The 14,436-nt window shown below is 70.8% G+C and carries 13 protein-coding genes; 8 read left to right on the top strand and 5 right to left on the bottom strand.

Going from position 1 to position 14,436, the window contains the following annotated elements; all coding sequences use genetic code 11:
* Positions 1-23 precede the first annotated feature (23 nt).
* The 3 genes from V5F59_RS01980 to V5F59_RS01970 form a co-directional block, all read right to left on the bottom strand.
* Positions 24-1,652: a cyclohexanecarboxylate-CoA ligase gene (locus tag V5F59_RS01980; protein WP_393981911.1), complete on the bottom strand. Its 1,629-nt coding sequence runs from the start codon at positions 1,650-1,652 to the stop codon at positions 24-26.
* A gap of 52 nt (positions 1,653-1,704) precedes the next feature.
* The gene (gene aliB, locus V5F59_RS01975) at positions 1,705-2,895 is read right to left on the bottom strand and encodes a cyclohexanecarboxyl-CoA dehydrogenase (protein WP_393981909.1); all 1,191 of its coding nucleotides are present in this window, start codon (positions 2,893-2,895) and stop codon (positions 1,705-1,707) included.
* 330 nt (positions 2,896-3,225) lie between these two features.
* Positions 3,226-3,660 carry a MaoC family dehydratase gene (locus V5F59_RS01970; RefSeq protein ID WP_393981907.1) on the bottom strand — a complete coding sequence of 145 codons (435 nt, stop codon included), beginning with the start codon at positions 3,658-3,660 and terminating at the stop codon, positions 3,226-3,228.
* Between the two features lie 160 nt (positions 3,661-3,820).
* Between V5F59_RS01970 and V5F59_RS01965 the strand changes: the two genes are divergently transcribed.
* Positions 3,821-5,050, top strand: coding sequence for an ABC transporter substrate-binding protein (locus tag V5F59_RS01965; protein ID WP_393981905.1), 1,230 nt, complete (start codon positions 3,821-3,823; stop codon positions 5,048-5,050).
* Between the two features lie 75 nt (positions 5,051-5,125).
* Here V5F59_RS01965 and V5F59_RS01960 read toward each other — a convergent pair whose 3' ends face one another.
* Complete coding sequence (locus tag V5F59_RS01960; RefSeq protein WP_393981903.1) at positions 5,126-6,061, bottom strand: dihydrodipicolinate synthase family protein; 936 nt, start codon at positions 6,059-6,061, stop codon at positions 5,126-5,128.
* A 208-nt stretch (positions 6,062-6,269) separates the two neighbouring features.
* Positions 6,270-7,298 carry a LacI family DNA-binding transcriptional regulator gene (locus V5F59_RS01955; RefSeq protein ID WP_393981901.1) on the bottom strand — a complete coding sequence of 343 codons (1,029 nt, stop codon included), beginning with the start codon at positions 7,296-7,298 and terminating at the stop codon, positions 6,270-6,272.
* 243 nt (positions 7,299-7,541) lie between these two features.
* Between V5F59_RS01955 and V5F59_RS01950 the strand changes: the two genes are divergently transcribed.
* The 7 genes from V5F59_RS01950 to V5F59_RS01920 all read left to right on the top strand — a co-directional run bounded on the left by V5F59_RS01950 (position 7,542) and on the right by V5F59_RS01920 (position 14,271).
* Positions 7,542-8,327 carry an ABC transporter permease gene (locus V5F59_RS01950; protein ID WP_393981899.1) on the top strand — a complete coding sequence of 262 codons (786 nt, stop codon included), beginning with the start codon at positions 7,542-7,544 and terminating at the stop codon, positions 8,325-8,327.
* Positions 8,324-9,106, top strand: coding sequence for an ABC transporter permease (locus tag V5F59_RS01945; protein WP_393981897.1), 783 nt, complete (start codon positions 8,324-8,326; stop codon positions 9,104-9,106). The genes V5F59_RS01950 and V5F59_RS01945 overlap by 4 nt, the downstream gene beginning before the upstream one ends.
* Positions 9,107-9,115: 9 nt before the next feature.
* On the top strand, positions 9,116-9,907 hold the full coding sequence (locus tag V5F59_RS01940; protein ID WP_393981895.1) for an ABC transporter ATP-binding protein: 792 nt from the start codon (positions 9,116-9,118) through the stop codon (positions 9,905-9,907).
* Positions 9,908-10,021: 114 nt separating this feature from the next.
* A complete protein-coding gene (locus V5F59_RS01935) occupies positions 10,022-11,128 on the top strand; it encodes an ABC transporter substrate-binding protein (RefSeq protein ID WP_393981893.1) in 1,107 nt (368 codons plus the stop codon).
* A gap of 47 nt (positions 11,129-11,175) precedes the next feature.
* A complete protein-coding gene (gene hpsN / locus V5F59_RS01930; protein WP_393981891.1) occupies positions 11,176-12,489 on the top strand; it encodes a sulfopropanediol 3-dehydrogenase in 1,314 nt (437 codons plus the stop codon).
* A gap of 3 nt (positions 12,490-12,492) precedes the next feature.
* On the top strand, positions 12,493-13,254 hold the full coding sequence (locus V5F59_RS01925; protein ID WP_393981889.1) for an SDR family NAD(P)-dependent oxidoreductase: 762 nt from the start codon (positions 12,493-12,495) through the stop codon (positions 13,252-13,254).
* Positions 13,255-13,275: 21 nt separating this feature from the next.
* Complete coding sequence (locus V5F59_RS01920) at positions 13,276-14,271, top strand: alcohol dehydrogenase catalytic domain-containing protein (RefSeq protein ID WP_393981887.1); 996 nt, start codon at positions 13,276-13,278, stop codon at positions 14,269-14,271.
* The last annotated feature ends 165 nt before the right edge of the window (positions 14,272-14,436 follow it).

The raw sequence follows: 14,436 nt of genomic DNA, 5'->3' as shown, positions 1-14,436 counted from the left end.
TCGGGGCCGGCCTCGGCCCCTCGTCATGCGCTCTGCCGGGCCATCTCGCGCAGGCGGAACTTCTGGATCTTGCCCGAGGGGGTCTGCGGCAGCGCCTCCACCACCTCGAGCCGCTCGGGAATGTACTGGACGGCCATCTGCTGGGCCTTCAGATAGTCCACCATCTCCTGGAAGGAGAGGGTGCGGCCCGCCTTGGGGATGACGAAGGCGCAGGCCCGCTCGCCGAGGCGTTGATCGGGATAGCCGACGATGGCCACCGCCGAGACCGCCGGGTGCTTGAACAGCAGGTTCTCCACCTCCACCACCGGGATGTTCTCGCCGCCGCGGATGATGATGTCCTTGGAGCGGCCGGCGATGCGGATATAGCCGTCCTCGTCCATGCGGGCGATGTCGCCGGTGTCGAACCAGCCGTCGGCATCCATCTGGGCGAGGCCGGGCCGCTTCAGATAGCCCACGAAGTTGGAGCAGCCGCGCACCTGCAGCTGCCCTTCCTCGCCGGCCTCCAGCACGGTGCCGGCGGGGTCCACCACCCGCACCTCCATGCCGGGCAGGGGGCAGCCGTCGGTGCCCGTCACCTTGTCCTCGGGATCCTCGATCCGCGCGGTGGTGACGGCGCCGTTCTCCGACATGCCCCAGGCGGAGATGATGGCGGCCCCCAGCGCCTCCCGCGCCTTGGCCACCAGCGGGCGGGGGATGGGCGCGCCGGCGGAGACGAAGACGCGCAGCGTCGGGGTCTTCGTTCCGGTGGCGAGGCAGTGGTCCGCGAGGTCGTTGAGGAAGGGCGTCGCCCCCATGGTGAAGGTCGCGCCCTCGTCGGTGATCTGCCGGGCCATGGTCTCGGCCACGAAGATGTCCTGCAGCACCGCCGTCGCCCCGAGCATGAGCGGCAGCACCAGGCCGTACATGAAGCCCAGCTGGTGGGCCATGGGCGAGGGCATGTGGATCACGTCGCCCGCCCCGAGGTGGAGGCGGTCGGCGAAGGGGACGAGGTTGGCGAGCATGGTGTTGGAGGTGTGGCTCACCCCCTTCGGCTCGCCCGTGGTGCCGGAGGTGTAGAGCAGCTCGATCACCGCATCCGGCGAGAGCCGGCGCGCGGCGAGGGCGGCGCGCTCCTCGTCGCGCACGTCGGCGACGAGGAGGCGGTCGAAGGCCTCGTCCTCCGCCCCGTCCACCACCACCACATGGGCGAGGGAGGGCAGCTGCGCCTTCACGTTCAAGGCGATGGCGCGATGGTCCACGTTGCGGAAGCGCGCCGGCACGATGAGCACCTGCGCGGCGGCGAGGCCCAGCATGAAGGTCAGCTCCCGCTCGCGGAAGATGGCCATGAGCGGGTTCGACACCGCGCCCAGCTTCAGGCAGGCGAGGTGCAGCACCGGCACCTGCCACCAGTTGGGCAGCTGGAAGGACACCACGTCCCCGTCCTGCACCCCGAGGCGGGCGAGGCCGATGGCGAGCCGGTCGGACACGGCGTCGAGCTCGGCATAGGTGAGGCGCGTCTCCGCGCCCGTATCCGCCCGGTGGGCGATGACGGCACACTTCTCGGGGTGCGCCGCCACATGGCGGCGGAAGAAGTCGAGCAGCGTCTCGTCCCGCCACAGGCCGGACGAGATCATGGCGTCGCGGCGCGCGCTCGCGGTCAAATCGAAGGTCATGGGCGCTTCCTCGGCGGTGGCTTTTTCGCCTTGTCGGTTCAGGTGAGGCGGTTCACTGGGAAACGGCTTTCAGCGCCTCGCGGGCGATGATCATCTTCATGATCTGCGCGGTGCCGTCGCCGATCTGCAGGCCCAGCACGTCGCGCAGGCGCTGCTCGAACGGCAGCTCCACCGAATAGCCGGCGTGGCCGTGCATGAGCAGGCAGGTGTGCACCACCTCGAACGCGAGCTTGGGCGCCCACCATTTGCACATGGCGGCCTCCTTGGTGTGGGGAACGCCGGCGTCCTTGGCCGCCAGGGTGCGGTAGCAGAGCAGCCGCGCCGCCTCCACCATGGTCTCCGCCTCGGCGAGGGGGAAGGTGACGCCCTGGTTGTCCGCGAGCGGCTTGCCGAAGGCCTTGCGGTCGCGCACATAGGCCCAGGTCTCGGCCAGCGACACCCGGGCGATGGCGAGGCATTGCAGGCCGATGAGGGCGCGGGAGAAGTCGAAGCCCTGCATCACCTGCACGAAGCCCGATCCCTCCGCCCCGAGGCGATGGGTGGCCGGCACGCGCACCTGATCGAAGAAGATGGAGCCGCGGCCGATGGCATGCTCGCCGAGGTCGGTGAAGCGGGTGCGGCTGATGCCGGGCAGGGTCAGATCCACCAGGAAGGCCGAGACGCCGTGGGCGCGCTGCTCCACGGTGCCGGTGCGGGCGAAGACCACCGCCTGGTCGGCCTGGTCGGCCATGGAGATGGAGGTCTTCTCCCCGTCGAGCACGTAGGTCTCGCCGTCGCGCGTCGCCTTCAGGGCGAGGGAGGCGGCGTCCGAGCCGCCGCGCGGCTCGGTGAGGGCGAGGGCGAGAAGCAGGTCGCCGGACACGACCTTGGGCAGGATGTCCGCCGCGATCTCCGGCGACGCATGGCGCGCCACGATGGCCCCGCAGAGGGACGACAGGAGCTGGATGTAGCCCACGTTGAAGTCGCCCTCGCAGATGGCCTCCAGCACCGCGCCGGAGGTCACGTGGTCGGCGCCGAGGCCGCCGAATTCCGCGGGGAACTCGACGCCGATGAGCCCGAGCGCGCCCATCTGCCGCCGCAGTTCCAGCGACACGACGCCGCTCTGCTCGCGCGCCTTATAGCCGGTGGCGAGCACCTCGGCGGCGAAGCGCCGGGTGGTCTCCGCGAAGGCCGCCTGGTCCGGGGTGAGGCCGAAGGCAGGCGGGGCGCCGGCCTGGGCGGAGGGGATTGCGTGGTCGTTCATGGGCAAGCCTTCAGCCGTTTCCTCAAGAGCACCTGGAGCACGCGCCGGCCGGCTTGCAGGGAAGCGGCTCGGCACGCGCGTTCGCGTTCATCCCGGTGGAGGCGGGGCGCGGTTCGCAAGGGCTCCACCCGGCCGCCTCCGGCACCCGGGCGGTGGCGGATGGACCGGTTCCCCTCCTGCACCCACCTTCCATAATATATAAATGCATTGTTATATTTTCCGGCACCTTATGGCTGGCCAATTTTCTTGTCAATCCTTTGCTGCATGGTGCCGGCGGGTGATTGCGACGCCGCGCGATCACCCGCCATGGGAAAGCCCGCAGCGGCCCGCTCAGCCAGCTTCGTCGATCCAGCCCAGAATGTGCCGCGCCACGGCCACCAGCGTCCCATCCTCGTTGGTCACCTCGATGTCCGCGGTGGCCCGGCGGCGCGCCTCCTCCACCCCGACGATGCGGTACGTCACCGTGATCGTGTCGCCCACGAACACCGGCGCGGTGAAGCGGATGCGGTCGTAGCCCACGGAAACGGCGATTTCCGGCGGGGCGCTGGTGCGGATGGCCACCATGCCCGCCACCGTGGACATGAAGCCCACGATCAGCGCCCCATGCGCCTGGATGCGCCCGAAGCGCGAGCGCGCCATGAAGGCCTGGTTGATGTGGTTCGGGGCGAAATCCCCGGTGATGCCCGCGAACAGATAGATGTCGCTCTCGCCCACCGTCTTGGCGAAGGTGGTCACCTCCCCGACCTGTACCTTCACTCCCGCCATCGGCCCCTCCCCTCATGCGCCCGGCGCCGCCGCACGGCGCCGGGCCGTGCAGCCTAGGGGCGCCGACTTAAATGACAATAGCTAGACATAATTTATATCATGTGATTGATATATATCGACGCCGAGAACAACAGCAACCGGCGCGATCAGGGAGGAAACAATGATGGGCGCTTTGATGGGCGCGCGCACCGGCACGCGCGCGTGCCTTTACGGCCTTGTGGCCGGCCTGGCCGTCTGGACCGGAGCCGCCGGGGCCGAAACCCGGGTGAGGATCGGTGTCCTCAGCGACATGTCCGGCCCCTATTCCGATCTAGCCGGCCCCGGATCGGTGGTGGCCGCACGGATGGCGGTGGAGGATTTCAAGGCGGCGCAGAAGGGCATCACCGTCGACATCCTGTCCGGCAACCACCAGAACAAGGCGGACATCGGCTCGGTCGTCGCCCGCTCCTGGATCGACCAGGACGGGGTGGACGTGATCGCCGACGTCACCGGCTCCCCGGTCGCGCTGGCGGTGAGCCAGATCGTGAAGGACAAGAACAAGATCCAGCTGAATGCCGGCGCCGCCACCGCCGACCTCACCGGATCGAAGTGCACGCCCAACACCATCCACTGGACCTACGACACCTGGGCCAATGCCAACGGCACCGGCCGGGCCATGGTGGAGCGCGGGGGCCGCAGCTGGTTCTTCATCGCCGTCGACCAGGTCTCCGGCCAGACCATGGAGCGCGACACCGCCGCCGTGGTGAAGGCCGCCGGCGGGCAGGTGCTCGGCTCGGCCAAGCATCCCCTCGGCACCAGCGACTTCTCCTCCTACCTGCTGCGCGCCCAGACCTCCGGCGCCAAGGTGGTGGGCCTCGCCAGCGGCGGCGAGGACATGGTGAACGCCATCAAGCAGGCCTCCGAATTCGGCATCGTGCAGGGCGGCCAGTCCATCGCCGGCCTGTTCACCTTCATCACCGACATCCACGCCCTCGGCCTGAAGCTGGCGCAGGGGCTGGTGCTGACCGAGGCCTTCTACTGGGACCGCGACGAGGCGAGCCGCGCCTTCTCGAAGCGCTTCGCGGCGGCCTTCGGCGGCAAGATGCCCACCCAGGTCCACGCCGGCGTCTATTCCTCCATCCTACACTATCTGAAGGCGGTGGAGGCGGCCGGCACCAAGGACACGACGACCGTGCTCGCCAGGATGCGCGCCCAGCCCATCGACGATGCCCTGTTCGGCAAGGGCGAGGTGCGCGTCGACGGGCGCGCGGTGCATGACATGTTCCTGTTCCGGGTGAAGGCGCCGGAGCAGTCGAAGGGCGAATGGGACCTCTACGAGACTCTCGCCACCATTCCGGCGGCGGAGGCCTTCCGCCCCCTCTCCCAGGGCAATTGCCCGCTGGTGCAGTAACGCGCCGGGGGTTGGCGCGGCGGGCCGTGGCCGGGACGCGGGGTGCGTCCCGGGGGTCCGCCCGCCGAGCTCCGCTCAGGCGGCGAGGCGGGCGCGCGCGTCCCGGGCCGCAAGCCGGGCAAGGAGATAGTCCACCTCCGCCCGCGCCGCCGGGGTGAGCGCCGAGCCGGGCTTGCGCTGGGCGTCGGAGGCGATGAAGCCGCGCTTCATCAGCACATATTTGCGCACGGCGAGGCCGACCCCCTGCTGCTGCTCATAGCGCAGCAGCGGCAGATGGGCGTCGAAGAGGTCATGGGCCTCCTCGCGCCGGCCCGCCTTCGAGAGGCGCACCACGTCCGCCAGCATCTCCGGGAAGGCATAGCCGGTCATGGCGCCGTCGGCCCCGCGCTCCATCTCGAAGTCGAGGAACAGCCCGCCGTTGCCGGTGAGGATGGAGATGGGCCGCATGGAGCCTTCCCTCTGGAAGGCACGCAGCGCCGAGATCTTCTCCAGCCCCGGCCAGTCCTCGTGCTTCAGCATCACGCAGGAGGGGTTCTCCTCGACGATCTGGCGGATCACCTTCGGCGTCATCTGCACCGTGAGGGTGAGCGGATAATCCTGGATCACGAAGGGGATGTCGGCGCCGATGGCCTCGATGGCCTGGCGATAGTAGCCGGTGATCTGGTCGTCCGTGCGCAGGCTTGGCGGCGGGGCGATCATCACGCCGGCCGCCCCCTTGTCCATGGCGGCGCGCGCCAGCCAGCGCATGGCGGCGAGCCCCGGCGCCGAGACGCCGACGATCACCGGCAGCTTGCCGAAGCCGGCGATGAAGCGGGCGGTGATGGCCAGCGATTCCTCCGGCTCCAGCTTCGGTGCCTCGCCCATGATGCCGAGCACGGTGATGCCGGTGGCCCCGGCCTCGAGATAGCGCGCGATCAGCGTGTCCACCGATGCGTCGTCGATCCGCCCGTCCGGCGTGAAGGGGGTGGGGGCGATGGGGAACAGGCCGGCGGCGGTGGGATCGAGAAGCATGGCAGGTCCTTGGCAAAGTCCCCGGCGCGGACGCGGAGCATCCGGCACCGGGGGCGCTCCCCTGCCGGAAACGCGGTGCGGACGCGCGGGCGAGCCAGAGTGCCGCGTCCGGCGCGCGGGCGAAACCGGGATGACGGTTGCTTCAGAAGATAGTTTTGCTTTCGTCCTGCCCGCAACCGCGCGCGAGGGCCAACGGCGGGCCCACCGCTCAGGCGCAGGCGGCGGCGAGAGCGGGGGCGGCGGCGGAGCGGCGGACCACGAGCTCGATGGGCAGCTCCATCCGCTGGGGCTGCGCCTCTCCCTTCAGGCGGGCGAGCAGATGGCGCGCCACCGTGCGCCCGAGCTCCGTGGTGGGCAGGTGCACGGTGGTGAGCGGCGGGGTGAGGTGCGCGGCGATCTCCAGATTGTCGATGCCGCCGATGGAGACGGCCTCGGGCACCGCCAGCCCGCTCGCCTGCGCCTCGAACAAAGCGCCGGCCGCCAGGAGATCGTTGCCGCAGACGATGGCGGTGGGCGGCTCCGCCCGGGCGAGCAGCTCGGCGAGCCCGGCGCGGCCGCCGGCCAGCGTGAAGGGCGCCTCCACCACGCAGGAGGAGGCGAGATCGAGCCCGCGGGCCGCCAGCGCGCCGCGCACCCCGGCGACGCGGGCGCGGGCGCGGTCGTTGGCATGGACGAAGCCGGAGATCATGCCGAAGCGGCGATGGCCGAGGTCCAGCAGATGATCGGCGATCAGGCGCCCCGCCTTCTCATTGTCGAAGCCGATGGAGGGCAGGCGCGGATCGAACGACCAGCTGAGCACCACCGGCACGGCCGCGGCGGTGAGGAGCGACCACGTCTCCTCCAGATGGTCCGCGCCCACCACCATGAGGGCATCGACCCCGCGCGCCAGCATGGCCCGCACCGCCGCCGCCTCCAGCGCCGGGGCATAATCGTGCGCGGCGACCAGCAGCTGGTAGCCGTTCTCCGCCAGCTCGGTCTGCATGGCCTGGATGGCGCGGGCGAAGATGGCATGGTCGAGGGTGGGCACCACCGCGCCGATGGTCAGCGTGCGGCCGGAGGCCAGCGCCCGGGCGGCGCCGCCGGGCACGTAGTTGAGCCGGGCGATGGCGTCGCGCACCCGCTCCAGCGTCTCCTGCTGCACCAGGTCCGGCTGCGACAGGGCGCGCGAGACGGTGGCGGTGGAGACACCGGCCAGCCGCGCCACGTCCTGAAGGGTCGCCTTCGCCTTGCGATTCATGGCGCCATCATGCCAGCAGCGCGCGCGGATGAACAGGGATGAACGCGCTTTCATCCCGATGCCGTCGGCAAAGGATGCCGCAGTGCAGCACGCTAATTCAATGAGATCCGGACAATGCGGCTTGACACCCTCCCTTCGGATGATAGCCTTCATGTAAGCGCTTTCATTGGTGGCCCGACGGGCGACGCCATGCACTGCGCCAAGGCTCCCGCAGATGGAGCATGCAAAGACGGGAGGAGAAGAATGCCGCTCGGGCGCAGGTCCGCCATCGGCCTGACGACGCTCGCCCTGCTGGCTGCCGCCTGGTTCCTCGCGACCAGCGCCACCGGGCTCATCTCGCCGGGACGCTTCCCGACGCCAGCCGACACCTGGGCCGCCGCCGCGCAGGCCACGGTGCGCGGCTACGGGGACGCGACCCTTCTCATCCACGTGCTCCAGTCGCTGAAGCTGGTGGCGCTGGGCTTCGCGGTCTCGGTGTGCGTGGGCGTGCCGCTCGGCCTGCTCATGGGCACGAGCCTCACCGCCGAGGCGGTGCTGAACCCGGTGTTCATGCTGCTGCGGCCCATTCCGCCGCTGGCCTGGATCCCGCTCGCCATCCTGTGGTTCGGGCTCGGGGACACGGCCAAGATCATGGTCATCTTCTTCGCCGCCTTCGTGCCCTCGGTCATCAACACCCATGCCGGCGTGCGCACCATCGACCGGCCGCTGATCGAGGCGGCGCGCATGCTCGGCACCCCGCGCGGGCGCTTCATCCGCGAGGTGGTGGTGCCCGGCGCCGCGCCCATGATCTTCACCGGCCTGCGCCTGTCCCTGCAGGCGAGCTGGACCACGCTGGTGGCCGCCGAGCTGGTGGGCGCGCTGGCCGGCCTCGGCCACCTCCTCAACCTCGCCCAGCAGGACCTCTATCCCGGCATGATCCTCGTCGGAATGATCTCCGTGGCCATCTTCGGCGCCCTCACCACGGCCCTCCTCGGGGTGGTGGAGCGGCGCAGCCTCACCTGGGTCCGCATCAAGGGAGAGGCGGCATGACCGGCACCCTCGACCCCATGCGGCGCGCCCTGCTCGGCGCCCTCGGCCTCGCCGGCTTCTTCGGCCTGTGGGCGGGGCTGGCGGCAAGCGGGCTGGTGGGCAAGGCCTTCCTGCCCGGCCCGCTCGACGTGGCGGCGCGCCTCGTCACCCTGCTCCATACCTCGTTCGCCGGCGGCACGCTGCTGGTGCACCTCGGCTCCAGCCTCCAGCGCTTCGCGGCGGGCTATCTGCTGGCGGCGGCGGTGGGCGTGCCGCTGGGCCTCCTGATGGGGCGCTTCCGCCTGCTGGACGACATCGTCTCCCCGCTGTTCGACGCCCTGCGCTTCATCGCCCCCATCGCCTGGGTGCCGTTCGCGGCCCTGTGGTTCGGCACGGGCTTCGGCGGGCCGGTGCTCATCATCTTCTCCGGCGCCTTCCCGCCGTGCCTGCTCAACGCCTATCGCGGCGCCCGCCATGTGGACCCGCGCTACATCGAGGCGGCGGAGATGCTGGGCACGCCGAGCCATCGCCTCATCCTGGAGGTGCTGCTGCCGGCCTCCGTGCCCTCCATCGTGGCGGGCCTCAGGATCGGCGCCGGCCTCGGCTGGCAGTCGCTGGTGGGCGCGGAGCTCATCGTCGCCTCCACGGGCGTCGGCTACATGATGGTGCAGGCGCAGAGCGGCGTCTCCACCGCAACCGTGATGGTCGGCATGGCCGCCATCGGTCTCGTCGGCGTCCTCATCGACGTCGTCCTGCGGGCCCTCGAGGCGCGCATCCACAACCGCCTCGGCAGGGCCTGAGAGGACAAGATGAGCAGCATCCGCTTCGATGCCGTGAACAAGACGTTCGGCGGCGGCCAGGTGAAGGCGCTGGACGACATCGACCTTGCCATCGCCGACAAGGAGTTCATGGCCATCGTCGGCCCCTCCGGCTGCGGCAAGACCACGTGCCTGAGGCTCGCCGCCGGCTTCGAGTTCCCCTCCTCCGGCCGCGTGCTGGTGGGCAACAGCGAGGTGAAGGAGCCGGGCCCCGACCGGGCCGTGGTGTTCCAGCAGTTCGCCCTGTTCCCGTGGAAGACGGTAGCCGAGAACATCGAGCTCGGCCTGCGCAACAAGAACGTCCCCCGGGCGGAGCGGCGCGCCCGCGTCGCCGAGGCGGTGGGCATGATCGGCCTGAAGGGCTACGAGGAGGCCTATCCCCACCAGCTGTCCGGCGGCATGCAGCAGCGCGTCGCCATCGCCCGCGCCTATGTGCTGGACCCGCAGGTCCTGCTCATGGACGAGCCCTTCGGCGCCCTCGACGCCCAGACCCGCGTGGTGATGCAGGAGGAGCTGGTGCGCCTCGCCCGGCGCAACCCGCGCACCGTGCTGTTCATCACCCATGGCGTGGAGGAGGCGGTCTATCTCGCCGACCGGGTGGCGGTCATGACGCGGCGCCCCGGCCGCATCAAGGAGATCATCGACGTGAAGTCGGTGCGCGAGGCCGAGGGCTGGGAAAAATTGAGCCGCATCGAGGACGTGATGGACCTGGAATCCTTCGTCCACCTGCGCACCCACATCTGGAAATCGCTCCGCGAGGAGAAGAGCGGCGCCGAGCACTGACGGCCGCCTGAAAGCACAAGCCGAAAACAGAAATCCGCCTTTCAACGGGAGCGGGCCGGACGGCGCGCGCTCCACGACAAGCCGGACCACCGGCATCACCAGGGAGAGACACGCATGACCACCGCCAAGGACACGCCCTTCCAGCGCAAGCCGCGCGCGCATGCCTTCATCGCCGCGGCGCTCGCCGCCGCTTTGTCCGCCGGCCTCGCCTTACCCCCCGCGGCGGCGCAGGCGCAGGCGCTGACCAAGATCAACATCTCCTACCAACCCTCGCTCTACTGGGCGCTGCCCTTCTACATCGCCGCCGAGAAGGGCTGGTGGAAGGACGTGGGGCTCGACGCCTCCTTCGTCACCTTCCCGGCGGGCGCGCCGCAGGTGGCGGCGGCGCAGGCGGGCTCCTGGGACGTGGGCGGCACCGGCTCCGTGCCGGCGGTGCTGGGCGCGGCGCGCTTCGGCCTGCTGACCGTGGGCATCACCAACGACGAATCCAAGACCAACGCCATGATGACGCGCGCCGACAAGGTCGCCGCCATCCAGAAGGACCCCGCCGCGCTGAAGGGCCAGAAGCTGCTGCTCACCACCAATTCCACGGCGGACTTCGCGGCGCGCAACTGCCTCGCCAAATGGGGCCTGAAATCCTCCGACATGCAGTTCGTGAACCTCGGCCAGGCGCAGATCATCTCCGCGGTGATGGCCAACACGTCCGACGTGGTGGGCGTGTGGGCGCCCTTCACCTACACGCTGGAAGAAAAGGCCGGCGCCAAGGTGCTGTGCTCCGGCGCGGACGCGGGCGCCATGGTGCCCGGCGCGCTGGTGGTGCGGCCCGCCTTCGCCAAGGAGCATCCGGACCTCGTGGCCAAGGCGCTCGCCGTCTACCTGCGCGGCTGGAGCTGGGCCAAGGCCCATCCCAAGGAGGCCCGCGCCATGACCAAGGCCTTCTATGCGGCCGGCGGCGTGGAAGCCTCCGACAGCGCCATCGACCAGGAATTCGCCCTGCGCCCGACCTTCGGCCTCACCGAGCAGGTGAAGCTGATGGACCGCGCGAAGGGCGCCTCCGAGCTCGACGGCTGGCTGGGCCGCATCGGCGGCTTCATGGCGGAGGTGGGCACCATTCCCGCCGCGCCCGAGGCCAAGAGCTACGTGGACGAGAGCTTCATGAAGACGGTCGCCGCCGACCCCAAGCTGAAGGCCTTCGCCACCGAATTCGACAAGACCAACTGAGGCCGGGCCAGAGACAGGCATCTTCCCCCGGCGCATGGAGCATTGAAATGGCCATCGACTATCTGAAGCGCGCGACCAAGACCCCCGAGACCGAGACGGGGACGGCCCGCGAGGTCGTCACCACCATGCTCGGCGAGATCGAGCGCCGGGGCGAGGAGGCGGTCCGCGACTATGCCCTGAAGCTCGACAAGTGGGACGGCCCCATCCTCGTCACCCGCGAGGAGATGGAACGCCGCGCCAAAGAGGTGCCGGAGAGCGTCCGCCGCGACATCGCCTTCGCCGCCGACCAGGTCCGCCGCTTCGCCGACGCCCAGCGCGAGAGCGTCAAGGACTTCTCCGTGGAGCTCCTGCCCGGCCTCACCGCCGGACAGAAGCTCGTGCCGTGCAACGTGGCCGGCTGCTACGTGCCCACCGGTCGCTATGCCCACATCGCCTCCGCCTACATGTCCATCGCCACCGCCAAGGCGGCGGGCGTGGGCACGGTGGTGGCCTGCTCCACCCCGTTCCGCGGCGGCGGCATCCACCCCTACGTGCTCTACGCCATGCAGGTGGCGGGCGCCGACGTGGTGCTGACGCTGGGCGGCGTGCAGGCCATCGCCGCCATGGCCTACGGCCTGTTCACCGGCAAGCCGGCGGACATCATCGTCGGTCCCGGCAACAAGTTCGTGGCCGAGGCCAAGCGCATGCTGTTCGGCAAGGTGGGCATCGACGTGTTCGCCGGCCCCTCCGAGGTGGCGGTGATCGCCGACGAGACCGCCGACCCGATGATGGTGGCGGTTGACCTGGTGGGGCAGGCCGAGCACGGCCACGAAAGCCCGGCCTGGCTCTTCACCTCCTCCCGCCCGCTGGCGGACGAGGTGATGCGGCTCGTGCCCGGCCTCATCGCCGACCTGCCGCCCACCGCCCGCGACGCCGCCGCGGCCGCCTGGCGCGACTATGGCGAGGTGATCGTCTGCGACACCCGCGCCGAGCTGGTGGAGGTCTCCGACCGCTACGCCTCGGAGCATCTGGAGGTGCATGCCGCCGACCTCGACTGGTGGCGCGACGCCCTCACCAACTACGGCTCGCTCTTCCTCGGCGAGGAGACGACGGTGGCCTTCGGCGACAAGACCTCCGGCCCCAACCACATCCTGCCCACCAAGTTCGCGGCGCGCTATTCGGCCGGGCTCTCGGTGCACAAGTTCCTGAAGCCGCTCACCTGGCAGCAGATGTCGCGGGAGGCCTGCAAGACCATCGCCCAGGCCACCGCCCGCATCTCGCGGCTGGAGGGAATGGAGGCGCATGCGCGCACCGGCGACTATCGCCTCGCCAAGTATTTCCCCGGCCACAACTTCGACATGGGCGTGCCGGTGGACGCCTGAGCCATGTTCAAGCTCGCATCCCTCTTCGACCTTTCCGGCCGGACCGCGCTGGTGACGGGCGGCAGCTCCGGCATCGGGCTCGCCATCGCCACCGGCCTCGGGCAGGCCGGGGCCTCCCTCGTCCTCGCCGCCCGGCGCCCGGCGGAGCTGGATGCGGCGGTGGCGGACCTCGCCCGGCAGGGCATCGCGGCCCGCGCCATCGTCGCCGACCTCGCCGCGCCCGACGGCCCCGAGCGGCTGGCGGACGCGGCCGGCGACGGCATCGACATCGTCGTCAACGCCGCCGGCATGAATTTGCGCCAGCCCTTCGGGGAGGTGACGCGCGCGGCCTTCGACCTGCACATGGCCGTGCATGTACGCGCGCCCTTCGTGCTGGCACAGAGGCTCGCCCCCGCCATGGCGACGCGCGGATGGGGGCGCATCCTCAACATCGCCTCGCTGCAGTCCTTCCGCGCCTTCCCCAATTCCGCGCCCTACGGCGCGGCGAAGGGGGCCGTCGCCCAGCTCACCCGGGCCATGGCGGAGGAATGGTCGCGGCATGGCATCACCGCCAATGCCATCGCCCCCGGCTTCTTCCCCACGGCGCTGACCCAGGCGGTGTTCGAGGATGCGGACCGCGCCGCGCACAATGCGGCGCAGACCGCCATCGGCCGCAACGGACGGCTGGAGGACCTGGTGGGCCCCGCCGTCTTCCTCGCGTCCGACGCCGCCGCCTACGTCACCGGCCAGATCCTGGCGGTGGACGGCGGCTTCACCGCGAAATAGCGAGCATAGCGAGCCTTTGCCATGAAAGCCCTGGTCTATACCGGCCCCAACCGGCTCGAGTTCCGCAGCGAGCCGGAGCCCACCCCCGCCAATGACGAGGTTCTGGTGCGGGTGGAGGCGGTGGGCATCTGCGGCTCCGACATGCACGCCTACCACGGCCACGACACGCGCCGCCCGGCGCCGCTGGTGCTGGGGCACGAGGCGGCGGGGCGCATCGCCTCCGGGCCGCGGGCGGGGCAGCGCGTCACCGTCAATCCGCTGGTGACGTGCGGCGTCTGCCCGGCCTGCGAGGCCGGACGCGCGCATCTGTGCCCGGACCGGCAGATCCTCTCCATGCCGCCGCGCCCCGGCGCCTTCGCCGAGCTGGTGCGCGTGCCCGAGCGCAACCTCGTGCCGATCCCGGACGACTTCCCCGTCGCCCACGCCGCCCTCGCCGAGCCGGTGGCGGTGAGCTACCACGCGGTGAACCAGGGCGCGCGGCTGCTCGCCATGCCGCTCTCCGCCGCGCGCTGCCTCGTGCTCGGCGGCGGGGCCATCGGCCTTGCGGCGGCGCTCGTGCTGGCCATGCAGGGGGCGGCGGAGATCTTCGTCGCCGAGCCCAACGCCGCGCGGCGCGCCACGGTGGAGGCGTCGGGCCCCTTCCGCTGCTATGCGCCGGGGGAGACGGGCGAGCCCGCGGACAGCAGCATCGATCTCGTGGTCGATGCCGTGGGCGCCGTGCAGACCCGCGCGGCGGCCTGCCGGCTGGTGCGGCCGGGGGGCGTCATCGTCCATGCCGGCCTGCTGCCGGGGACGGAGGGCCTCGACATCCGCCGCATCACGCTGCAGGAGATCATCGTCTCCGGCACCTATTGCTACACGCCCGCGGACTTCCGCGCGACGGTGGACGCCCTCGCCTCCGGGCGGCTCGGCTCCTTCGGCTGGATCGAGGAGCGCGGCTTCGAGGAGGGCATCCGCGCCTTCGACGACATCGACGCCGGCCGCACCGGCGCGGCCAAGATCGTCCTGCGGCTCTGAGGGGCTGCGAGGCCGGCACGCCGGCGGATTGACCCGGCCGGCCCCGGAAGCCGGCTGCCGCCGACGGCCACCCGTGGGCACGGAACCCGCGAACATGCGTCTTCCGGAAGGCCGTCGGCGCCGGGGCGCAGGCAAAGCGATCCGTCAAAACGACCCTGCGTGCCC

It is taken from the genome of Xanthobacter nonsaccharivorans (assembly GCF_043194755.2).
GTDB classification, from domain to species: domain Bacteria; phylum Pseudomonadota; class Alphaproteobacteria; order Rhizobiales; family Xanthobacteraceae; genus Xanthobacter; species Xanthobacter autotrophicus_G.
Note: the sequence above shows the minus strand (reverse complement) of the source record. Positions and strands in the feature narration are given on the sequence as shown.

Excerpts from the sequence above, each read along its gene's own strand:
- V5F59_RS01980 (WP_393981911.1), bottom strand. The coding sequence starts at position 1,652 with ATGACCTTCGATTTGACCGCGAGCGCGCGCCGCGACGCCATGATCTCG.
- aliB (WP_393981909.1), bottom strand. The coding sequence starts at position 2,895 with ATGAACGACCACGCAATCCCCTCCGCCCAGGCCGGCGCCCCGCCTGCC.
- V5F59_RS01970 (WP_393981907.1), bottom strand. The coding sequence starts at position 3,660 with ATGGCGGGAGTGAAGGTACAGGTCGGGGAGGTGACCACCTTCGCCAAG.
- V5F59_RS01965 (WP_393981905.1), top strand. The coding sequence starts at position 3,821 with ATGATGGGCGCTTTGATGGGCGCGCGCACCGGCACGCGCGCGTGCCTT.
- V5F59_RS01960 (WP_393981903.1), bottom strand. The coding sequence starts at position 6,061 with ATGCTTCTCGATCCCACCGCCGCCGGCCTGTTCCCCATCGCCCCCACC.
- V5F59_RS01955 (WP_393981901.1), bottom strand. The coding sequence starts at position 7,298 with ATGAATCGCAAGGCGAAGGCGACCCTTCAGGACGTGGCGCGGCTGGCC.
- V5F59_RS01950 (WP_393981899.1), top strand. The coding sequence starts at position 7,542 with ATGCCGCTCGGGCGCAGGTCCGCCATCGGCCTGACGACGCTCGCCCTG.
- V5F59_RS01945 (WP_393981897.1), top strand. The coding sequence starts at position 8,324 with ATGACCGGCACCCTCGACCCCATGCGGCGCGCCCTGCTCGGCGCCCTC.
- V5F59_RS01940 (WP_393981895.1), top strand. The coding sequence starts at position 9,116 with ATGAGCAGCATCCGCTTCGATGCCGTGAACAAGACGTTCGGCGGCGGC.
- V5F59_RS01935 (WP_393981893.1), top strand. The coding sequence starts at position 10,022 with ATGACCACCGCCAAGGACACGCCCTTCCAGCGCAAGCCGCGCGCGCAT.
- hpsN (WP_393981891.1), top strand. The coding sequence starts at position 11,176 with ATGGCCATCGACTATCTGAAGCGCGCGACCAAGACCCCCGAGACCGAG.
- V5F59_RS01925 (WP_393981889.1), top strand. The coding sequence starts at position 12,493 with ATGTTCAAGCTCGCATCCCTCTTCGACCTTTCCGGCCGGACCGCGCTG.
- V5F59_RS01920 (WP_393981887.1), top strand. The coding sequence starts at position 13,276 with ATGAAAGCCCTGGTCTATACCGGCCCCAACCGGCTCGAGTTCCGCAGC.